Origin of the sequence: Yersinia sp. 2542 StPb PI (genome assembly GCF_048593855.1) — a bacterium.
Taxonomy (GTDB): Bacteria; Pseudomonadota; Gammaproteobacteria; order Enterobacterales; family Enterobacteriaceae; genus Yersinia; species Yersinia enterocolitica_E.
Window position 1 is genome coordinate 1 of the sequence record NZ_JAZGQA010000042.1, and the last position, 21,757, is coordinate 21,757.

Consider the following 21,757-nt stretch of genomic DNA (forward strand, 5'->3'; position numbering starts at 1 on the left):
ATGGTTAATAATATATATTCTGTTGTGATTTTCACTTGCCTGTTTTTTTTTGCCATACCCTGGGCTTTGGCCGATGATAGTATTCAATTAACTGACATGAAACAGCGCAGTGTTGTTCTGAACACTTTGGCAAAACGTGCTGTTGTCATCCCGATACCCGCAGCTTCGCTACAGGTCAGTCTGGATCAAGGCACCGATCGTCTTGCGGGTATTCATCCCTTTGCTAAAGTGGCAGCTGAACAAGGAATGCTCGTGACAATGTTTCCGACAATGGCATCGCTGCCCAGTGATACTGTTGGTCACGGCTTTATGCCTAATATTGAAACATTACTAACGATTCAACCCGACTTAGTTTGGCAGTGGGGACATTTGGGGAATGACATTGTCGATCCTATTGTTCTGGCGGGTTTAAATATTGCGCTGATTTTATATCCTTACCATGATGATACCCAGACACAGCAATGGATATCATTGATAGGGGAAAGTATTGGCCAAGAGGTGCGGGCGGAAGAAATTATTCTATGGCGTCAAAAGACACTACGGGATCTTGATGGGGTGGTAACCTCAATACCACAGCAGCAAAAACCTCGAGTTCTCTATCTTTCACGGTTTCTATCGGAAATACAAACGATTAGCCGTACTTCGCATACCAATCAGGATATTAAACGGGCTGGCGGGGTCAGTATCACCGCTGAATTTAACGGGCCAAGAGTTATCAATCAAGAACAAATCATAGTCTGGAATCCAGACATCATTTTATTAGGTAACTTTGAAACGGGTGTGATACCTGCGGATATATATGCCAGTCCAGCATTAGCCGAGGTGGCAGCCGTTAAAAATAAAAGAGTGTATAAAATCCCCAATGGAGGATTTATCTGGGATGCGCCCAGTCAGGAAACACCACTGTATTGGCAATGGCTTATGGATATCTTTTATCCTGAAAACATCAGCGGCCCATTAAAATCAAAAATTATCGAAAGTTATTCTTTCCTTTATGGCTACAACTTAAGTCAACGCGAGCTCAATAAAATCTTGCAGCTAGAGGCCAATAAATTATCGGTACATTATATCGATTTATTCAAGGATGAATCATGAGATACCTACATTTTTTGCGCCAAAAAACCGCTGCTTTTTGGTTTCTGATTAGCCTATTGCTGATTGTGGTAATACTGGTGGCACTGTGTAGCGGCCGTTATCCATTAAGTATCAATGTGGTGATGGCAGTTTTAGTCTCAGCAATATTCCCTATTGAAGATCTGAATCTATTGACTCAATGGACGATGACAGAACAGCGTGTTGTTATGGCTATCCGTTTACCGCGAATTCTTATCGCTGCCTTGACTGGCGCTGGTTTGTCAGTTGCCGGGGCTGCGCTACAAGGAATTTTCCGTAATCCATTGGTGGGGCCGCAAATAATTGGTGTCTCTTCGGGGGCGGCATTGGGCGGTGCTGTTGCGATAGTACTATTTTCCTCTCTGATGCTAACCACGGCATTAGCGTTTGTTGGTGGATTATTGGCGATGACATTGGTGTATTTTCTTGGGCGCTATGGCGGCAGTACTCGGGTTTTAATGTTGATATTGGCCGGGGTGGTGATCAGTGCTTTCTTTACCGCATTAATATCCTTGCTGACCTATTTTGCCGACCCTAATAGCACATTACCCACGATTGTTTTCTGGTTAATGGGCAGTTTTTCTACCATCACTTATCACAAATTATTTTTAGTCACTCTGCCTGTTTTACTTGGCATTTTACTGTTGTTTTTATTGCGTTTCCGTATCAATGTTTTATCTCTGGGGGACGAAAATGCGGTGGCACTGGGGGTTTCAGTCGAGAAAACTCGCTGGTTAGTTTTGCTAGCGACCACGTTAATTACGGCAGCGACTGTCGCGGTTGCTGGGACTATTGGCTGGGTTGGGTTGGTTGTTCCCCATATTACACGGATTATTGTCGGGCCAGATCACCAGAAATTACTTCCAACCGCCGTGGTATTTGGGGCTATCTATATGATTATCATAGACACCTTGGCTCGCAGTGCTACTAGCGCTGANNTTCCTTTGGGTGTTCTTACGGCATTGATTGGCGCGCCGGTGTTCGTCTGGTTACTACGAAAAAATCAGGATAAGGGGTGGCATCGTGATTAATGTGAGTAGATTAAGTCTGTCTCATGGGGGGAAGGTTTTGTTTAATGATCTGTCATTTCACCTCGGTAAAGGGCAGATAGCGGCTATTATGGGGACTAACGGGCGCGGGAAAACAACATTATTACGCGCGATTTTGGGCCTTATTCCCTCACAGCAGGGGGATACGTGCCTGTCAGCTGAGGTCGCTTATGTTCCGCAGCAAGAAAGCATAACCTTCCCTTACACAGTGCGGACTATGGTGATGTTAGGGCGGGTACGCCATATGCGCTGGTATGCCTCGCCTGGTATCGTTGATCGGGACATAACGCAAAGTTGTTTAGAACTGATGGGATTACTGCCATTAGCTGATAAGCCTTTTGATCAACTCAGTGGCGGTGAGCGACAGTTGGTTTGTATTGCCCGGGCATTGGCCAGTGAACCAGAAATTATTATTTTGGATGAACCTGCCTCTGCGTTGGATTTATCAAATCAAGACCGTGTGCTGAGTACATTAAGGGCGTTATCTACAAGACAGGGTATAACAGTACTATTTACCACCCATTCACCACAGCACGCACGGCATATAGCAGATAACACTTTGTTGCTTTACCCAGAGGGTGAGTATCTGTATGGCCCCAGCGGCGAAATATTAACTGATGAGCCATTGACGCGGCTTTACACCTTACCAATACACGTAGCTAAAGTGAATTATCAGCAGCGAGTTTTGGAGCCTATCATCCCAATATTCAGTGATAACCAGCAACAAAATACCGGTTCGACTTACGCCGAGCCCACCCCACCCAATTGTTGCAACGTGGTTTCCAGCGCCTGACGCAGTAATTCGCGGTCATGGCGATAAGGGATATCTTTGGCTTCCAGTGGCTGCTGGATAATAATCCTGTCCGTTACACCACTGATATCAATTTGTGGACTGACAATTGCCGCATCAATAATTTTGCGGCCAATCTTGCTTTCCATTATCGCCAGTTTTTCTTGCAACGATAGCGCGGCCGCCGCCACACTGAGTTCACGCCCGAGATTACCGATATAAATCATACTGGCAGAGCTGCGCCGTAAGGCCTGAGTTAAGTCATCGAGCAGTAACAAGGGCATCAGACTGGTTAAGAAACTACCTGGCCCAATCAAAATAACATCGGCCTGGCTAATTGCTTCCACGGCTTCCCGCGTGGCGTGAACGTGCGGTGACAACAACATCTCTTGTGGCATTTTTGCCAGTTGGTCGATATTCACCTCACCATAAACGGGGTGCCCTTCATGATCGATGGCCAGCAAATCGACCGGTTGCTCAGACATCGGGATGAGCCATGCCTCTACTTTCAGCAAGCTACGCACCAGATTGATTGCCTCGATAGGTCTGATGCTGAGATGGTCTAACGCTTTGAGCATTAAATTGCCCAGATTATGGCCCGAGAGTTCGCCATTACCGCTAAAACGGTATTCAAACATTGCCGAAGCCACACTCGGCTCAGTGATCAACTGATTAAGGCAATTGCGGGTATCACCCCAGGCAATCCCTCCTTCTGAACGGCGAATGCGACCCGTCGAGCCGCCATTATCGGTGGTGGTAACAATACCTGTCAGGCGTGAACCCAGCGGAGAAAGGGCTGACATCACGCGCCCCAGGCCATGGCCTCCCCCTAAAGCAACCACTCGATCGAGATCCGCTAATGTGCGATTTCGCATATTTTTCCTGTCTAAATATTGTTGCCTGGCTCTAATAGCGTAGCTAAGGGTGAAATTGCTGCATAAGTTAACGGATTTGCCGCGAAAACGCGATAAAAGCCATTGTTTTCGTGATTTTAAACAAAGTATTAGCAACGGATTACAATAGACTGAATAACAGTGAGTTTTGTTAGATAAGTCGTTGTATATAAAAATATATAACGAAAAACAGCCATTGGCTATCCTGCCGTTTTAGCGTTAGAATCTCTAGGAAAAGTAGGGTTTTTAGCGACTCACCTGCCACTAAGCGCTTTACTTTTTAAACCATGGTTCGGTGGGCAGTAGGTAAACTGTCACTGAACATAAACTCCTAGCCTTGGCGTCTACGTTGTCTCGTCCGCGAACAATATGATGCTCTGGCCGTGGCTTTAAGCCACCAGGGTGCGAGGTAGAAATGCCTGCATCTCCCGTATTTGGAAAGGTGTTATGGTACAACTCACTGACGCATTTGCGCGCAAGTTCTATTACTTGCGCCTATCAATCACCGATGTGTGCAATTTCCGTTGCACCTATTGCTTGCCGGATGGCTATCGCCCCGACGGATTAAAAAGCTTTCTGAGTCTGGACGAGATAAGCCGCGTCAGCCGCGCCTTTGCTCTGCTGGGAACAGAAAAAATTCGTCTGACGGGCGGCGAACCTTCTATGCGGCGCGACTTCACCGATATCATCGCGACTATCAAACAAAATCCGGCGATCCGCACGCTGGCAGTCACCACCAATGGCTACCGTTTAGCCCGTGACGCCACCCAATGGCGGGAGGCTGGATTGACAGCCATTAACGTCAGTGTTGATAGCCTTGACCCGCGACAATTTCATGCCATAACCGGGCAGGATAAATTTCATCAGGTCATGCAAGGCATTGATGCTGCTTTCGATGCTGGTTTTGAGAAAGTCAAAATTAATGCCGTACTGATGCGTGATGTCAATGATCGCAGCCTGAATGCCTTCCTCACCTGGATAAAATCGCGGCCGATTCAACTGCGGTTTATCGAATTAATGGAAACCGGCGAGGGGGGCAAGCTGTTTCGTCAGCATCATGTCTCCGGTGGCGTCATCCGCCAGCAATTACTCCAACAAGGTTGGCAGCAACAAGCGCGGGCACGTAGTGANGGCCCGGCGCAGGTGTTCTATCACCCGGATTATCTGGGGGAGGTCGGGCTGATTATGCCGTATGAGAAAGACTTCTGCGCCAGTTGTAACCGTTTGCGTGTTTCAGCACTGGGAAATCTGCATTTATGCTTATTTGGCGAGCAAGGTATTACGCTACGTGACTTACTGGGCAGCGATGACCAGCAAGATGAGTTAATGGCACGCATCCAGAGTGCATTGCAAACCAAGAAACAGACCCATTTTCTGCATCAGGGCAACAGCGGTATTACCCAGAATTTATCGTTTATTGGCGGTTGATAGCGGGCAACGTTAAGAACAGAAGAGATTATATGACCCAACTAACTCACATTAACGCCGCAGGCGAAGCCCATATGGTGGATGTTTCCACTAAAGCAGAAACTGTGCGCGAAGCACGGGCAGAGGCTTTTGTTGAAATGCAGGCTGCGACGTTGGCGATGATTATCGAGGGCAGCCACCACAAAGGTGATGTCTTTGCCACTGCGCGTATTGCCGGGATTCAGGCGGCTAAAAAAACCTGGGAATTGATCCCGCTGTGCCATCCACTGCTGCTAACCAAAGTTGAAGTTCAACTGGAAGCACAGCCAGAACACAACCGTGTGCGTATCGAAACTTGCTGCCGCCTGACCGGTAAGACCGGCGTGGAAATGGAAGCGCTGACGGCAGCTTCCGTTGCCGCCCTGACAATTTACGATATGTGCAAAGCGGTACAAAAAGACATGATAATTGGCCCGGTGCGCCTGTTAGCAAAAAGTGGCGGGAAATCCGGTGATTTTAAGGTGAACCCATGATTCAGATTCTCTTTTTTGCTCAGGTGCGTGAACTGGTCGGAACCGACAGCCTGCAATTGGCGGCGGAATTTCCCACTGTCGAGGCACTGCGCCAATCCCTGTGCCAACGGGGCGAACGCTGGCAATTAGCCCTTGAAGAAGGCAAATTACTGACTGCGGTGAATCAATCACTGGTTAATGTTCACCATCCGCTGGTGGCGGGTGATGAAGTGGCGTTCTTCCCGCCGGTGACCGGAGGTTGATAATGGAGCATACCCGTATTCGTGTGGGCACTGAGACCTTCAGTGTGGGTGATGAGTATCACTGGTTGTCACAGTGTGATGAAGATGGCGCGGTGGTGACCTTTACCGGCAAAGTCCGTAATCACAACCTGGGTGATAGCGTCAGTGCACTGACGCTGGAACATTACCCAGGCATGACAGAAAAGGCGTTAGCTGAGATTATTGATGACGCCCGCAGCCGTTGGCCTTTACAGCGAGTTAGCGTTATTCATCGGGTGGGGCCACTGTTCCCCGGTGATGAAATTGTCTTTGTCGGGGTGACCAGTACCCATCGCAGTATGGCGTTTGATGCGGCTGAATTTATAATGGATTACCTGAAAACAAAGGCACCATTTTGGAAACGGGAAGCCACAACGGACGGCGAACGTTGGGTTGAATCACGCGACAGTGATCATCAGGCGGCCAGGCGCTGGTAAATTGAGCGTAAACCAGTGTAAAGATCACTGCTAAATGTCTATTTTTACTCCCTTGTTGACTGTACTTCTGTGGTACCCTTAAAAAGTCGGTGGGCTGTCAATTTAGATGGCCTGTATCATTATTTATATGCATAAGGTAACTACCATGGATCGCTATCCACGCTCTAATGGTTCGATTGTCGAACGTGCCAACACAGGCATTCAGGCATACATGGCGCAGGTATACGGCTGGATGACCTGTGGTCTGTTATTAACGGCGGTTGTCGCTTGGTACGCAGCGAATACCCCTGCGATACTCAACTTTATATTTTCCAGTCAGATCACTTTTTTCGGGCTGATTATTGTTCAGTTAGGTCTGGTATTTGTTATTTCTGGCATGGTTAACCGCCTGAGTGGCTCGATGGCTACCTCGCTGTTTATGCTCTACTCCGCATTAACCGGCTTGACGATATCCAGCATTTTCATCATGTACACCAGCTCTTCTATCGCCAGCACATTCTTGATTGCTGCCGGTATGTTTGGTGCCATGAGTTTCTACGGCTATACCACCAAGCGTGATTTGAGTGGTATGGGCAGCATGCTGTTTATGGGCCTGATCGGTATCGTGTTGGCATCGATTGTTAACATCTGGCTGAAAAGCACGGCGCTAATGTGGGCAGTGACCTACATCGGGGTGTTAGTGTTTGTTGGTTTGACTGCTTATGATACCCAGAAGTTGAAAAACATGGGCTCACAGTTGGATGCCAATGATAAAGATAACTTCCGCAAGTATTCCATCGTGGGTGCTTTGACGCTGTATCTTGATTTCATTAACTTGTTCTTGATGTTACTGCGGATTTTCGGCAACCGCCGTTAAGCTGGCTGATTCAGGGCTGCGACGCGGCAAACTTGCTCGCCGTACGCTGCTCGAAATGCTCATTGACCGATGTCAACTGCGCTTTCTGCGCTGCGGGCGTCGGTCAATTTTTTGGTCTCGCCACTGAATCAAACTCAGCTTAAGCTAGCTGATTCAGGGTTGCAATGCGGCAAACTTGCTTGCCGTACGCTGCTCGAAATGCTCATTGACCGATGTCAACTGCGCTTTCTGCGCTGCGGGCGTCGGTCAATTTTTTGGTCTCGCCACTGAATCAAACTCAGCTTAAGCTGGCTGATTCAGGGTTGCAATGCGTCAAACTTGCTCGTTGTATAGGTTGATCAAAATTTTAAAGGACACCCCTGTGGTGTCCTTTTTGCTTTTTGGTGAATGCAAGTAAGTCTTGCTACCGTTTAATGTCGCTATGCGATTTTCCGCCTAAACATCCCATAGGCGGCACTCCCCGTGGTGGCGGTTATCACGAGTAACGGCCACAAACTGTGCCAGATAATATCGAAACTGGCATCCTTGAGGTAAATCTGTTTGGTGATATCGGTAAAGTGGCGGATAGGGTTGATCCACGTAATATTTTGCAGCCAGATAGGCATATTCTCCACCGGCGAGACATAACCGGACAGCAAGATAGCGGGCATCATAAAAACAAACACGCCAATAAAAGCCTGCTGCTGAGTGGAACATAACGAGGAAATTAGCAAACCGAAGCCAACGAGCGACAAGCCGTAGAGCAGCATGGTGCCGTAAAACAGTGCCAACGAACCAGCAAACGGAATTTGGTAAAAAAAGATACCGATAAACAAGACGATACTTGCCTGGAAAGTGGCGACAATCAGTGCCGGGACAGCTTTACCAATAAAAATCTGCCAGGTGGTTAGCGGTGAAACTAACAACTGCTCGAGGGTCCCTTGCTCCCGCTCACGAGCCACCGACAGTGATGTCACAATAAGCACCCCGATGGTCGTAATCATCGCAATCAATGATGGCACTACGAACCATTTGTAGTTCAGATTTGGGTTATACCAATTGCGGATGACTAACTCGCTGTTGTTGGGCTTTATCTGGCCTTGGGTTAATTCTAATTGATAATTTTGTACGATTTGCTGAATGTAATTGGCGGCAATTTGCGCGCTGTTGGAGTTGCGCCCATCCAGCAATAATTGCAACTGAGTGGTTTTGCCATTCGCCAGGTCAGCACTGAATTGCTCTGGGAAACGTATCAAAAGCAGTGCTTGCTGGTTATCAATCACTGGCTGAATTTCTTGCGGGCTGTGGAGCAGTAAGACATGAGAAAAAGCCTCTGCTTTGGCAAAGCGTTGGGTCAGCTCTACAGAGGCTTTCCCGCTGTCTTCGCTATAAATAGCAATGGTGGCATTGGTCACTTCCAAAGTAGCGGCGAATGGGAACAAAATGACTTGTAATATGACCGGCATAATTAAGATTGCACGTGTCTGTGGCTCCCGCAGCAGTGACTGCAACTCTTTGATAATCAATGTGTAGAGGCGGTGAAACATATCTTGCTTCCTTCCTTTAATCTAATCGGCGTCTAATCTAACCGACGATTAGTTTTCCATGCCGTCAGGCCGATAAATACGGCTGCTGAGGCGACCAGGAACAACAGGTTAATCACCAGCACGGTGCCGATATTCCCCGCCAGAAACAGGGTTTGCAGACTGCTGACAAAATAGCGGGCCGGAATGATATAGGTTACGGCGCGCACGATAGCGGGCATGCTGTCAATTTCGAAAATGAAGCCAGACAGCATCACAGCCGGCAGGAATGCGGCATTCAAGGCCACCATTGCGGCATTAAATTGATTACGGGTAATGGTCGAAATTAGCAATCCCATACCCAGAGTGCTGGCCAAAAATAGGCTGGTCATAACAAACAGTATCCACAATGAGCCACGGAAAGGCACATCGAGGATAAATACCGACACCGCCATGCAGAGTGTCNTGGCTATCATGCCCAAGACGTAATAGGGGATCAGTTTCGACAACAGCAACTCGCTGCGCGTGACCTGGGTCGACAGCAGCGCTTCCATGGTTCCGCGCTCCCATTCACGGGCGATCACCAGCGAGGTTAGAATCGCGCCGATAACCGTCATAATAATGGTAATGGCTCCGGGAATAATAAAGTGTCGGCTGATGGCGGCAGGGTTAAACCAATAACGGACCTGAATCTCAATCAGAGGATCGTTTTTTTGCCCTAGGTTTTGCGCCTGTTGTTGTTGCCAGATTTGCCACACCCCTTGTGCGTAGCCTTGCACAAAGTTGGCGGTATTGGGTTCACTGCCATCAGTAATCACCTGAATGGGGGCTTTACTTTCGGGGCGCGCAAGCTGCTGCGCAAAATCATTGGGGATAACAATTAGCCCACGAATTTTGCCGGCTTGCATCGCCTGAATTAGCGCCTGGCGATTATCACTGATTTGCGGTGAAATATAAGGTGAACTGGCGAAGGCGTTAGCCAGATCCTGAGCCGGTTTGCTCTGTTGCTCCATTAAAATGCCGACGTGCAGTTTGCTGGAGTCCAGATTGATGCCATAGCCAAAGATAAACAGCAGCAACAGCGGGATGACGAATGCTATCAATCCACTGCTCGGGTCACGCAGTATTTGCCGGGTCTCTTTACGGCATAGGGCTCGTAGGCGACGCCAGGAAAACCCCGTGTCCTGATAAGTTTCGCTCTCATTTACCGACGATTTATCCACTGGCAATAGATGTGGCTCGGTCATGACTGTTGCTCCTTATCATTTTGCTGATCATAGCGCTGCACCAGCCCAATAAAGGCCTCTTCCATGGAGGGATTAAGATTATCATCACTGGCAACCTGTTGTTTTAACTCATCAGGTGTGCCGGCTGCGATAATTTTGCCACGGTAAACCAGCCCGATACGATCACAGTATTCCGCTTCATCCATAAAGTGGGTGGTAACCATGACGGTGACACCTTTATCTACCATCCCATTGATATGCAACCAAAACTCACGGCGGGTGAGGGGGTCGACACCGGACGTCGGTTCATCCAGGAACAGAATGTCTGGTTCATGCATTAACGCGCAGGCCAATGCCAAACGCTGTTTAAACCCCAGTGGCAGTGAGTCCGGGGTTTGTTTGAGGATTGGGGTAAAGTTAAAGGCTGAGGTCATGTCAGCTATTTTATCGCGTTGCGTTTTGCCTTGCAGACCATAAACGCCGGAGAAAAACTTCAGGTTTTGTTCAACGGTCAGATTGCCATACAACGAGAATTTCTGCGCCATATAGCCCAAATGTTGTCGTGCTTTACCTGAACTGGTTTTCAGATCCATTCCCAGTACCAATGCTTTGCCTGAGCTGGGGACTAACAGACCGCACATCATTTTAAAGGTAGTGGATTTACCCGCCCCATTCGGACCGAGCAGACCAAATATCTCACCGCGTTTGACCTGAAAATTTACATGATCGGTAGCGGCAAAATCGCCAAATTTTTTGGTTAACTCTTGGGCTTCAATCACGGTCTCCTGATGGCTACCTGCAACTTTGGGCATGATTTTCGCCAACGCGGACTCACTGGCGGGGCCGCCCCCCAACAGGTCGATAAAGGCATCCTCAAAGCGCGGTTCTGCTTCCGTTATCTCGGCATTGGGTTGATTGAGTAGTGGCAATAGTTGGCTGTGATCCACGTCGGGCTTGAGGATTAACCGCACATACTTCCCCTGAATAACCCCATCACTCACTTGGGGCAATGCCAGCGCATGTTGTAACAGTTTACGGTTGGTCCCGGTTTGCGCTGCCAGCAAAATTGTGCGCCCACTCATCCGTTGTGTCAGGCTTTGCGGCGCACCGCTGTACAGCAACTTCCCTTCATTTAGCAACAACACTTCGCGGCATTGCTCTGCTTCATCCAGATATGACGTGCTCCACAGGATAAGCATGCCATCGCTCGCTAACTCATGCACCATGCGCCATAGCTCGCGGCGTGAAATCGGGTCAACGCCGACGCCCGGCTCATCGAGCAACAGTACTTTGGGCTGACCGACCAGAGTACAGGCCAGGCCCAGTTTTTGCTTCATCCCGCCGGACAATTTTCCCGCCAGCCGGTCAGTAAAGCGGGTTAAATCGGTAAACGTCAGCAGGCGCTCAAATGTTTGGCGGCGAAGCTCACCGGTAACCCCGCGTAGATCGGCATACAGCGTCAGGTTCTCCATCACCGTGAGGTCTTCATATAAACCAAACTTTTGTGGCATATATCCGAGAATAGAATGTAACTGGCGATCGTTTTCTAACGGGTCCAGCCCGACCACCGTCATCTTGCCTTGACTGGGTTTGAGTAATCCGGCGAGCATACGGAGCAGGGTGGTTTTACCAGCCCCGTCCGGCCCAACCAAACCGGTGACTGCACCACTGCGGATCTCGGTCGTCAGGCTGGCGACGGCGGGGTTATCCAGTCCGGGGAAGCGTTTTTCAACACCCTCCAAAGTAATAAGATGCTGGATTCCATTCATAGCTCATGCCGCCTTAAGGTTGTGCGAAACGAACGGTGACAGGCATACCTTGTCGTAACGATTCATCGGCATCAGTGATAATGATACGTAAGCGATAAACCAGATCGGTACGCAGCTCAGGCGTTTCGACACTTTTAGGGGTAAATTCCGCCGTGGGTGATACGAAACCTATTTTGCCGTGATATGGCTTGTCCGGGCGGCCATCGGTAAATACGTCGACTTCGGTACCGGGGATGGCCTGATTCAAGTGGGGCTCACTGACGTAGGCCCGTACCCATACCGGATCGGTCAGTGACAGGGTAAATACGGTGTTACTGGCGGATAAAATGGTCCCCGGCTCAACCGCGCGAGTGAGTACGGTACCCGCTGATGGCGCGAGCAGGGTAGTGTCTTGCAGGTTGAGTTGAGCTTGAGCCAGTTCAGCTTCACTTTGGGCCAGATTCGCTTCGGCTTGCGCAATTTCTTGTGGCCGGTTGCCACTCAAATATTGTGCGAGTTTATCTTTGGAGGCTTGCAGATTAGCCTGTGCTTGATTACGGGCAGTTCGAGCATTCTCTAGCTCGTTGGCCGAGGTGGCTTTACTTGCCCACAACCCTTGTTGACGTTTTAGGAAACTATCGGCATAGCTAAATGCCGCTTCTCGCTGAGCAACTTCAGANTTTACCTGTGCTATCTCTTCGTCACGGTATCCTGCCTTCAATAAAGCCAATTGTGCTTGCGCGCTTTGAACATTGGCTTGCGCTTGTTTGAGTGCATTGAGATAAGGGCCGTCATCCAGTTTCCCCAGAACTTCCCCTGGCTGGATTTTATCCCCTTCATCGACAGCCAGAGACGCCAGCCGACCACCGACCCGAAAGCCTAAATTCACTGTGCGAATATCCACATTGCCGTACAGCGTCAGTGATGCGTCGTGTTGTTGACGGTAGTAGTTCCAGCCATAACCTATCGCCGCCAGTAGGGCAACAATAACGACGGCCACTATAATCTTCTTGCGATTCATAATGCTCCCTATCGACCATGTCTATAGCTACAATTTTATAACGACCCCTTCAATACGCTCACCGTACTGATTTGTCCCGCAATCCGTAAAGCAGCAGGTCAATGTGTTCGATAAGTACCTGATTGATCATTTCACTTTCAGCCTCACCAATATCCAGCCAACCGGCCTGGCGGCGGATAGTCTCGCGCCCCATGCGAAAGGCCAACACTTCACCAATCAAGGCATGGGTATGAAGAATCGTTTTGGTTGCACTGGCATCAGCACCAATAAATGCGGCCAGCAGCAGATTGAGTTTTTGGTGTAATGGCGCAATAGCCTGCACATGAATCAGTGGATAAGCATCGCTCGGGGAGAGTTGCTCACGCGCCATGATTTTGCTCATATTCAACGTTTCTGGCTGCGTCATTAGATGGCTGAATTCCAGCAACCCACGGCGAATAAAATGCAACTGTTGCTCGGCGGTTTGTGCGTGAATCGGTTGTTGGAGAAACTGGTCAATCTCTTGCGCCAGCGGTGAGAAGGTCTGCTGAATGAAATCCGCTATTTGTTGCGCGACCGCCAGATACAACCCTTCTTTAGAGTTGAAATAGTAGGTGATGGCCGCAATGTTCTGTCCTGCCCGCTGGGCGATATCCCGAGTTGTAGCCCCTTTCAGGCCTAACTCACCGAATAATTCGGTAGCCGCCTGAATCAATTGTTGGCGGGCTTGCTCACCACGGCTGGTAACGGGCGTGGATAATATTAAGGAATGAGGTGTGGAATGAGACATCGTCACCATACTCAATAAATAGAAATTAGTTAAATGCTAAGAGGTAGTCGAACAATTAATCAATCATATGATTAACTTTAGGTCGTCCCAAAGAATATGTAAAGTCAGCGCGGATAAAAGCCTGGTTTTTGCGATCAGGGATGGATAAATGACAAGTAATAAATCAATTCTCTTGATGTTTGCGCTAATAAAAATCTTAAGAAATGTGTAAATATCCCTTTTCTTGCTAAAGATCTGCTACAATCAGCCGCAATGGTGCACTGCAGTTTGTGCCAATCCTCGTGGTAATGCCTCAATTCATGCCTCGTCTGATAATCTTCCCTTGAAACTGCACCTGACGATATCGTTGGGATTGGGAAGATCTGGAGCTTCTTGTAATATGTCATTTGATTCTCTCGGCCTAAACGCCGACATCCTGCGTGCTGTTGAAGAGCAGGGCTACCTTGTGCCGACACCGATTCAACGTCAGGCAATCCCTGTGGTACTGGAAGGCCGTGATTTAATGGCCAGTGCGCAAACCGGTACCGGTAAAACCGCTGGTTTCACCTTGCCATTGCTGCAACTGCTTAGTCAGGATCAACAGCCAATTAAAGGCCGTCGCCCGGTACGTGCGTTGATCTTAACGCCGACCCGTGAGCTGGCTGCGCAGATTGACGAAAACGTACAGAGTTACAGTAAATATCTGAAGCTACGTTCGCTGGTGGTATTTGGTGGCGTTAGCATTAACCCCCAGATGATGAAACTGCGTGGTGGTGTTGATATTTTAGTCGCGACGCCTGGCCGTTTACTGGATCTGGAACATCAGAACGCAGTAGATTTGTCCAAGATCGAAATTTTGGTATTGGACGAAGCTGACCGCATGCTGGATATGGGCTTTATTCACGATATCCGTCGCGTATTGGCAAAACTGCCCGCTAAGCGCCAGAACTTGCTGTTCTCCGCCACCTTCTCAGATGAGATTAAAGGTCTGGCGAGCAAGCTGTTGAACAACCCGGCTTCCGTTGAAGTCGCGCGCCGCAATACAGCTTCTGAACAAATTGCGCAAAGTGTTCATTTTGTGGATAAAAACCGCAAACGTGAATTATTGTCTCAGATGATTGGTGAGGGCAACTGGCAGCAAGTGTTGGTGTTTAACCGCACTAAGCATGGTGCTAACCATTTGGCTGAACAATTGAATAAAGACGGCATTACCTCCGCGGCAATTCACGGTAATAAGAGCCAGGGCGCGCGTACTCGTGCATTGGCTGATTTTAAAGACGGTAAAATCCGGGTTCTGGTAGCCACTGATATTGCTGCCCGTGGTCTGGACATTGATCAGTTACCCCATGTGGTTAACTATGAATTGCCTAACGTACCAGAAGATTACGTGCACCGTATTGGTCGTACTGGCCGCGCGGAACGCACCGGTGAAGCGATTTCACTGGTTTGCGTTGATGAGCATAAACTGTTGCGTGATATTGAGCGTTTACTGAAGCGTGAAATTCCGCGCATCGCGCTGGATGGCTATGAGCCGGACCCAAGCATCAAAGCTGATCCGATTCAAAATGGTCGTCAGGGTCGTGGCGCACAACGTCCAGGAATGGGGCGTGGTAGCAGCGCAGGCCGTCCACAGAATGGCGGTGGTGCAGCCGGTCGCGGCGATAGCCGTAACAGTCGCCCACGTAGCCAGGCTGATGGTCAACGTCGCCCGGCTGGCCCTGCTTCACGTGGCCGTAGCAGTAAACCAGGCGAATAAGCAGTAATCCCTTTCGCTGATCAAACCGCTTCTTTGAGGCGGTTTTTTTTCATCTGAATTGGCGTTCCTGCTGGGTTATTCCTTGTTTTACACCTCAATTCCCCCGTATCATTGCCGGTCTTTTTTACGCTTATACTGGGCGAGTGCGGATAATGGATCAGGGTAATTAGCATGCGAGTATTATTGGCGCCGATGGAAGGGGTATTAGATTCACTGGTGCGCGAACTCCTCAGCGAAGTGAACGATTATGACCTTTGTATCACTGAGTTTTTACGGGTGGTCGATCAACTTTTGCCAGCAAAATCCTTCTATCGTCTCTGCCCTGAATTACATCATCAAAGCCGTACTCCCTCCGGCACCTTAGTTCGTATTCAATTATTGGGTCAATATCCTGAGTGGCTGGCGGAAAACGCGGCTCGCGCGGTAGAACTTGGCTCATACGGTGTCGATCTCAATTGTGGGTGTCCTTCAAAGCTGGTGAATGGCAGTGGCGGTGGTGCCACATTGCTGAAAGATCCTGAATTGATTTATCAGGGGGCCAAAGCGATGCGTGAAGCCGTGCCTGCCCACTTGCCAGTCACAGTCAAAATTCGTTTGGGCTGGGATTCTGGCGCTCGTCAGTTTGAAATCGCAGACGCAGTGCAACAAGCGGGCGCGACTGAACTGGCAGTACATGGCCGCACCAAAGAAGATGGCTATCAAGCCGAGCGCATTAATTGGCAAGCGATTGGCGAAATACGCCAGCGGCTGACTATCCCCGTGATCGCCAATGGTGAGATCTGGGATTACCAGAGCGCGCAGGAGTGCATGAAGGTCACGGGCTGTGATGCCGTGATGCTAGGGCGCGGGGCATTAAATGTACCGAATCTGAGCCGGGTGGTGAAGTATAACGAACCGCGTATGGCTTGGTCTGAAGTGGTAAAACTGCTGCAAAAATATGTGCAGTTGGAAAAGCAGGGCGATACCGGCCTGTATCATGTTGCCCGCATCAAACAGTGGTTGGGTTATTTACGTAAAGAATATGCTGAAGCCACAGATTTATTCAGTGAAATCCGTGCGTTAAAAAACTCAAAAGATATTGCGTTGGCTATTCTGCGGGTATGAATTTTCTATTACTTATATATTAGCCATATAAATCCTAACCTTAAATATAGCTTAAACAAGAATAGTTATTCTTTTGATTTGCTTTAAGTATCGCGTTTATAGTGTGCCTGCATTTTAAATGCAGTATCTCGTTAGGCGAGGCTCCTATACAAACACAGGTTACTGATCTGACGACGTCCAGAGACGCCCAAGGTTAGGACAGGTTATATCGGATTAAGGTATAACCCAAAGTAACTTCTGAGAAATCAGATACGTTGTATAGTGCTAAAACTTAGACACGGAGATAGCCATTGAGCACTCTCTAATCTGGTTACGCCCCTATGTGAGGACTGTTTAGTTAATTTATAACAGTAATAGGGTCATTTATGAGTTCACATTTCGATTTAGCAATACCAAACCAATCCAATCAAGGCGAAGATAAAGAGTCCACCTTAGGTGCCTATATCAGCGATGCTTATATTACGGTATCGGCTGATATGTCAGTCACTGAGGCTAAAGCCTATTTCTTGCAGAATATCTCAGATAATGAAATACCAACGCAATTGTTGGTAACAAATGGCAAGCAGCATTTGGTCGGCTTACTCTCGGTTAAGAATTTACTGACTGAAGATCAGCCGGATATAAAAGTATTCCAAATTATCAATCAGAGCTATTTCTCACTATCTCCAGATCAAGATCGCCATGAAGCGGCAAGTTTACTGGCAAAAAGCGGCCTGGATATTGTTCCGGTATTAAGCCACGGAAAATTAGTGGGGGTATTACGGGCGAAAGATATTGCCGAATTGATCGAAGATGAAAATACTGAGGATGCCCAACGGCAAGGAGCCAGTTTGCCTCTCGACGAGCCTTATTTGCAAACTAGCCCGATAACATTATGGCGTAAACGCGTTATATGGTTATTACTGTTATTTGTGGCAGAAGCTTATACCGGAACAGTATTGAAAGCGTTTGAAGAGCAATTGGAAGCCGCTATCGCGCTGGCTTTCTTTATTCCATTACTGATTGGAACCGGTGGTAACAGTGGTACGCAAATCACCTCGACTCTGGTACGAGCCATGGCTTTGGGGGAGGTGAGTCTGCGCAATGTGGGGGCGGTATTGCGTAAAGAGGTCTCTACTTCTCTGATGGTGGCAACAACGATTGGGCTGGCGGCCTGGATCCGCGCTTGGTTCCTGGGCGTAGGGATGGAAGTCACCATTGTGGTGAGCTTAACTGTTGTTGCTATCACCGTGTGGAGTGCCATTGTCTCTTCGATTATTCCGATGGTATTAAAACGGATGTCAATTGATCCTGCGGTGGTCTCCGCACCTTTTATTGCTACCTTTATTGATGGTACGGGCCTGATTATTTACTTTGAAATCGCACAATTAGTGATGAGTGATTTGGTATAACAGGCTGACAATGAAAAGGCCGTGCGCGGCCTTTTCTGATAAATATCACTGCTATTTCTTCTTACGCCCGATAAACTTTGCAATACCCAATAGGAATACTGCACCAACAAGAATCAGCAATGCGTCAACCCAGAAGGTTAGTGATGCTAGATTTTCATCATGAATATCCGCTAAACCTGCCGCGATTAGAAATACACCAAAGAGAATACCAAAGATTGTTGTTCCCATATAAATACCTATGAATCAGTTTTATATCCGTCATACTTCAAGTAGCAGCTGCATTGGCTACGTTCAATCACCCGAATCATTTACTCATGTAAGCTTATCGGGGTTAATGAGCCTCACCCTGCGGGCAGCATAAATGCTGTTCAAATCGGTTCCCGACCGATTTGTCTCTCGCTTGCCGACTTCCTGCAACTCGAATTATTTAGGGTATATCTAAAAATTATGTTGGCAATTATAGGGTAATAATTAGTCTAGCAAGCGTTTTTTTTGTCATTATTGATAATCTGTTTAGATTTATAGCGCTAATCTTTCCGCCAATTAACGTCACATCCCGCACAATTTAGCAAAATTGAATTATCCTGACCTAAATTGAGCCACGATGGCTGCTTGCTTATTTTATAAACAATCACTATCTTTCAAAATAATGCTCACAATAAGTCTTTGTTCCTTTCTTTGAAAAGTGTTTACCGGTGAGTAGCAATTAGGCAGCTTTAATCTTTGTAACAATCATTTGAAGAATGTGTGGTGCGCCGTGCATTACTGTAATTTATAATGCGCCGAACCAACCACAATCACTCCCGACAACCTATCTAAGCTGACGAACATGCATGTGAAAATCCGTTTTGCACTATTAAGTTTTTTGCTTTTATCTACCGGTATCAGTGTTGTTCCTTTAGCCTCTGCCAGTGGTGGGGCGGCTGAAATTAAAGGGAAAACGCCCTTGGAACTGGCATCCGGCAGCGCGATGGTGGTTGATTTACAAACAAATAAAGTGATTTACGCTAACAATGTTGATGAAGTGGTACCCATTGCGTCGATCACCAAACTGATGACCGCAATGGTGGTGTTGGATGCCAAATTGCCACTGGATGAGATTATCTCAGTAGATATTCATCAAACTAAAGAAATGAAAGGGGTATTTTCTCGGGTTAGGGTAAACAGTGAAATCAGTCGCAAAGATATGCTGCTATTAGCATTAATGTCATCGGAAAACCGCGCTGCGGCGAGTCTGGCGCATCACTATCCCGGAGGCTATAACGCATTTATTAACGCAATGAATGCGAAAGCGAAATCTTTGGGAATGACCAAAACACGTTATGTTGAGCCAACAGGTCTGTCGATTGATAATGTCTCGACCGCGCATGATTTGACCAAGTTGCTGGTGGCGACCAAACAATACCCGCTGATTGGGCAACTAAGCACCACCACTGAGAAAATGGCAACTTTCCGTGACCCTGATTATACGCTGCCATTTCGTAACACTAACCATTTAGTTTATAACGATAAATGGAATATTCAGCTCACTAAAACCGGCTTTACGAATCAAGCAGGGCACTGTTTGGCAATGCGGACCGTCATTGGCAATCGTCCTGTAGCTCTTGTGGTGTTAGATGCCTTTGGTAAATATACGCATTTTGCAGATGCAAACCGCCTACGCAGTTGGATGGAAACCGGTAAAGCCGCGCCGATCCCTGGGGCTGCCAAAAGCTATCGTCAGCAAAAAGATGCGCAAGGGCGTTTAGCTCAGGTGTCGGAATAGGTAGAGAACACCGTCAGTAGATAGCAGAATTTGCAGGCGGGCTGCAAATTCTGCTTAAAGCAATTGGCGGATATTTACATCTCTCTGATAACCATTAAAAAATTAATTTAAACACACCAGTAATCGTCAACAACCCGACAATAAAAATAATGGCGATAATCCACAGTATTATTTTCATTCTGTCTCCCAGATTTAGCATTAATACCGACTAACATTTGTTAGCCGCACCAACCTCGTTGGCTCTAGACTATGACTATAGTTTGTTTGGCAGAATTCAGGAGATAGAAGACTTGAATTCAGATAATGCCTAATTCGACTTGATATGGAGCCCAGTATCGGTGTGATATTATTCTTTCTGCCAGGATTTACGTTTTGAGGTTTTACCAATCCCAGGATTAAAGCTGTTGGTTGGGTCTATCTGTTGGTAAAAATCCTTTAAGGCTGGTTTGGCTATATAGAGATGCCCCACATTGTGCTCAGCCGGATATTCCGCCCCTTTGTCATTCAGCAGTGCCAGCATTTTTTGTTTTAATGCCTGGGTATCAACACCTTTTTTCACAATATAGTCCTGATGGAAGACATGGCACAAGAAATGGCCGTAATAGAGTTTGGCGACCAGGCATTGGTCTATTTCTGCCGGGAGTGTCTCAAACCATTGTTCTTCATTGCGCGGTAGCGCAATATCCAGAGCCAGAATATCCTCCACTTTATCAGCGTGAACAGCGTGATAGCGCACAGCAGCACCGGCTGCGGCAAAGCGGTGTAAAAAGGCTTTCTTGCCTTCATCAGCGGTACAAGTAATGAAGTTACCTTCCGCCTTCGCAAAAAAGTCCTTCAAAAACTGCTGTGCNTCAGGAATACCTGCACCTGACATTTTAAGCATCAAATGATGCTCATATTTACTCCGATATGTTTTGAGGCGTTTAGGTAAATGGTTGGGCAGTACCTGGCTGAAGCCTTGCATAATTCGATCAGTTAAATGGTCGATTAAAAAAGGAACTTTGCTAAGCCGCGCGTCAATTTTGCCCTTTAGGGTAAAGAAACGGGGCATATTATTGGTACCCATGCTATTTATCATGACAAAGGTATCTTTGCCGTACACTTCAGCAATATCAAAAATATCGCGATGCATATATTCACCAGCGACGGGCAAATGTTTAAAGTCACGTAAAATTGCACGGCGTAATTCAGTCAATACCTGAGTCTGATTGGTGCCGATATAAAAGACTTGCTGCTGTTTTTCACTGGGAAAAGTGTCAAGCCGTACTGCAAATACGGCCAATTTACCGGCACATCCCGAGGCTTCAAATAATCGTCTTGGATCGGCATTAAAACGCGAAGGGGTCGGCGCATCAATATCTCTTACTCGCGTAGCATATTCGTGGTCGGAGGCTTGTTGTGTACCTTGTGCAATATCGCTGGCACGATATTTACCCCGTTCCAGCCGTTGCAAAATCTCTTCTGGCGTATTGCCTAAATTAATTCCTAAATGATTGATTAACTGTAACTCACCCTGAGCATCAATCTGTGCGTACAGTGCCATTTCGGTGTAGGCAGGGCCTCTTTGAACCAATGACCCCCCTGAGTTATTACAAATGCCCCCCACCACCGAGGCTCCGATGCAAGAGGACCCAATGACCGAATGGGGTTCACGATCATAAGGTTTCAGACGTTTTTCCAATTGATTCAGCGTACTGCCAGGAAAACCAATAACCTGCTTTCCATCATTTAATAGCTGGATTTGATTGAGGCGCAAAGTATTTAATATAACAATGGGTCGATCATAATCATTACCACTGGGGGTTGAGCCTTCTGTCAGCCCGGTGTTCGCTGCCTGCATGATAACAATGGTATCGGCGGCCACACAGGCTTGTAGCAACTGCCATTGCTGTAATAACGTCGAAGGGAACACCACCGCAAGAGCAGACCCTGCTCCTGAGCGGAAACCCGTACGATAACGCTCTGTCTGCCGTTCGCCGGTTAGCAAGTAGCGCGCACCCACAATCTGCTGCAACTGGTTCAGCAAGGTTTGCCTTTTTTCATCATTGGATTGATTCATTGGTGCCGCTCCCTGTAATGGCATTGACTTTTGTTAGCATTCATCCACGTATCGGCTGATAGCAAACCGCATCTTCGGATGCCATGAAGTAAACATGAG

20 protein-coding genes and 2 riboswitches are annotated in these 21,757 nt (G+C 47.7%); of the genes, 12 read left to right on the forward strand and 8 right to left on the reverse strand.

Annotated features, from left to right (window positions below; translation table 11 throughout):
* From V1952_RS07655 to V1952_RS07665, 3 genes are all read left to right on the forward strand, one after another.
* Nucleotides 1–1,095: ABC transporter substrate-binding protein (locus V1952_RS07655; protein WP_420074567.1), on the forward strand; the 1,095-nt coding region annotated here is incomplete at its 5' end.
* Nucleotides 1,092–2,144 carry a FecCD family ABC transporter permease gene (locus V1952_RS07660; protein WP_420074568.1) on the forward strand — a complete coding sequence of 351 codons (1,053 nt, stop codon included), beginning with the start codon at nucleotides 1,092–1,094 and terminating at the stop codon, nucleotides 2,142–2,144. The genes V1952_RS07655 and V1952_RS07660, both read left to right, overlap by 4 nt.
* Complete coding sequence (locus V1952_RS07665; RefSeq protein WP_420071323.1) at nucleotides 2,137–2,955, forward strand: ABC transporter ATP-binding protein; 819 nt, start codon at nucleotides 2,137–2,139, stop codon at nucleotides 2,953–2,955. Before V1952_RS07660 ends, V1952_RS07665 begins: the two co-directional genes overlap by 8 nt.
* Here V1952_RS07665 and V1952_RS07670 read toward each other — a convergent pair.
* On the reverse strand, nucleotides 2,904–3,827 hold the full coding sequence (locus V1952_RS07670) for a gluconeogenesis factor YvcK family protein (protein WP_420071322.1): 924 nt from the start codon (nucleotides 3,825–3,827) through the stop codon (nucleotides 2,904–2,906). The two genes, V1952_RS07665 and V1952_RS07670, sit on opposite strands and share 52 nt — an antisense overlap.
* 334 nt (nucleotides 3,828–4,161) lie before the next feature.
* Nucleotides 4,162–4,306, forward strand: a riboswitch (molybdenum cofactor riboswitch).
* Here V1952_RS07670 and moaA point away from each other — a divergent pair.
* The 5 genes from moaA (at nucleotide 4,293) to V1952_RS07695 (ending at nucleotide 7,338) form a co-directional block, all read left to right on the forward strand.
* Nucleotides 4,293–5,273 (forward strand): GTP 3',8-cyclase MoaA, encoded by a 981-nt coding sequence (moaA, locus tag V1952_RS07675; RefSeq protein WP_420074569.1) that lies wholly within the window; start codon nucleotides 4,293–4,295, stop codon nucleotides 5,271–5,273. It overlaps the preceding riboswitch by 14 nt.
* A 32-nt stretch (nucleotides 5,274–5,305) precedes the next feature.
* Nucleotides 5,306–5,785 (forward strand): cyclic pyranopterin monophosphate synthase MoaC, encoded by a 480-nt coding sequence (gene moaC / locus V1952_RS07680; protein ID WP_372558386.1) that lies wholly within the window; start codon nucleotides 5,306–5,308, stop codon nucleotides 5,783–5,785.
* The gene (gene moaD / locus V1952_RS07685; RefSeq protein WP_032907188.1) at nucleotides 5,782–6,027 is read left to right on the forward strand and encodes a molybdopterin synthase sulfur carrier subunit; all 246 of its coding nucleotides are present in this window, start codon (nucleotides 5,782–5,784) and stop codon (nucleotides 6,025–6,027) included. Before moaC ends, moaD begins: the two co-directional genes overlap by 4 nt.
* 2 nt (nucleotides 6,028–6,029) lie before the next feature.
* Nucleotides 6,030–6,482, forward strand: a complete 453-nt coding sequence (gene moaE, locus V1952_RS07690) for a molybdopterin synthase catalytic subunit MoaE (protein WP_193784695.1) — start codon at nucleotides 6,030–6,032, stop codon at nucleotides 6,480–6,482.
* A 145-nt stretch (nucleotides 6,483–6,627) separates the two neighbouring features.
* Nucleotides 6,628–7,338 (forward strand): Bax inhibitor-1 family protein, encoded by a 711-nt coding sequence (locus V1952_RS07695; RefSeq protein ID WP_083159520.1) that lies wholly within the window; start codon nucleotides 6,628–6,630, stop codon nucleotides 7,336–7,338.
* 419 nt (nucleotides 7,339–7,757) lie between these two features.
* Here the strand turns inward: V1952_RS07695 and V1952_RS07700 are convergent, their stop codons facing one another.
* The 5 genes from V1952_RS07700 to cecR all read right to left on the reverse strand — a co-directional run bounded on the left by V1952_RS07700 (nucleotide 7,758) and on the right by cecR (nucleotide 13,604).
* Entirely contained in the window at nucleotides 7,758–8,864 is a 1,107-nt protein-coding gene (locus V1952_RS07700) for an ABC transporter permease (protein WP_005189548.1), read from the reverse strand.
* 32 nt (nucleotides 8,865–8,896) lie between these two features.
* On the reverse strand, nucleotides 8,897–10,087 hold the full coding sequence (locus tag V1952_RS07705) for an ABC transporter permease (protein ID WP_420074570.1): 1,191 nt from the start codon (nucleotides 10,085–10,087) through the stop codon (nucleotides 8,897–8,899).
* The gene (locus V1952_RS07710) at nucleotides 10,084–11,835 is read right to left on the reverse strand and encodes an ATP-binding cassette domain-containing protein (RefSeq protein WP_420074571.1); all 1,752 of its coding nucleotides are present in this window, start codon (nucleotides 11,833–11,835) and stop codon (nucleotides 10,084–10,086) included. Before V1952_RS07710 ends, V1952_RS07705 begins: the two co-directional genes overlap by 4 nt.
* A gap of 13 nt (nucleotides 11,836–11,848) precedes the next feature.
* Nucleotides 11,849–12,835 carry a secretion protein HlyD gene (hlyD, locus tag V1952_RS07715; RefSeq protein ID WP_420074572.1) on the reverse strand — a complete coding sequence of 329 codons (987 nt, stop codon included), beginning with the start codon at nucleotides 12,833–12,835 and terminating at the stop codon, nucleotides 11,849–11,851.
* 58 nt (nucleotides 12,836–12,893) lie between these two features.
* Nucleotides 12,894–13,604, reverse strand: coding sequence for a transcriptional regulator CecR (gene cecR, locus V1952_RS07720; RefSeq protein ID WP_372558389.1), 711 nt, complete (start codon nucleotides 13,602–13,604; stop codon nucleotides 12,894–12,896).
* A gap of 379 nt (nucleotides 13,605–13,983) precedes the next feature.
* Here cecR and rhlE point away from each other — a divergent pair, with 379 nt between their 5' ends.
* The 3 genes from rhlE to V1952_RS07735 all read left to right on the forward strand — a co-directional run bounded on the left by rhlE (nucleotide 13,984) and on the right by V1952_RS07735 (nucleotide 17,834).
* Nucleotides 13,984–15,339: an ATP-dependent RNA helicase RhlE gene (rhlE, locus tag V1952_RS07725; RefSeq protein WP_372558390.1), complete on the forward strand. Its 1,356-nt coding sequence runs from the start codon at nucleotides 13,984–13,986 to the stop codon at nucleotides 15,337–15,339.
* Between the two features lie 171 nt (nucleotides 15,340–15,510).
* Entirely contained in the window at nucleotides 15,511–16,443 is a 933-nt protein-coding gene (gene dusC, locus V1952_RS07730; RefSeq protein WP_372558391.1) for a tRNA dihydrouridine(16) synthase DusC, read from the forward strand.
* Nucleotides 16,444–16,563: 120 nt separating this feature from the next.
* Nucleotides 16,564–16,733, forward strand: a riboswitch (M-box (ykoK) riboswitch).
* Between the two features lie 75 nt (nucleotides 16,734–16,808).
* On the forward strand, nucleotides 16,809–17,834 hold the full coding sequence (locus V1952_RS07735) for a magnesium transporter (RefSeq protein ID WP_372558392.1): 1,026 nt from the start codon (nucleotides 16,809–16,811) through the stop codon (nucleotides 17,832–17,834).
* Between the two features lie 51 nt (nucleotides 17,835–17,885).
* Here V1952_RS07735 and V1952_RS07740 read toward each other — a convergent pair whose 3' ends face one another.
* Nucleotides 17,886–18,062 (reverse strand): hypothetical protein, encoded by a 177-nt coding sequence (locus tag V1952_RS07740; RefSeq protein ID WP_005189574.1) that lies wholly within the window; start codon nucleotides 18,060–18,062, stop codon nucleotides 17,886–17,888.
* A gap of 601 nt (nucleotides 18,063–18,663) precedes the next feature.
* Between V1952_RS07740 and pbpG the strand changes: the two genes are divergently transcribed.
* Nucleotides 18,664–19,599, forward strand: a complete 936-nt coding sequence (gene pbpG / locus V1952_RS07745) for a D-alanyl-D-alanine endopeptidase (protein WP_372558393.1) — start codon at nucleotides 18,664–18,666, stop codon at nucleotides 19,597–19,599.
* Nucleotides 19,600–19,945: 346 nt separating this feature from the next.
* On the opposite strand, the gene dld is transcribed toward pbpG, so the two are convergent.
* Nucleotides 19,946–21,658 (reverse strand): D-lactate dehydrogenase, encoded by a 1,713-nt coding sequence (gene dld / locus V1952_RS07750; RefSeq protein ID WP_420074573.1) that lies wholly within the window; start codon nucleotides 21,656–21,658, stop codon nucleotides 19,946–19,948.
* Nucleotides 21,659–21,757 lie beyond the last annotated feature (99 nt).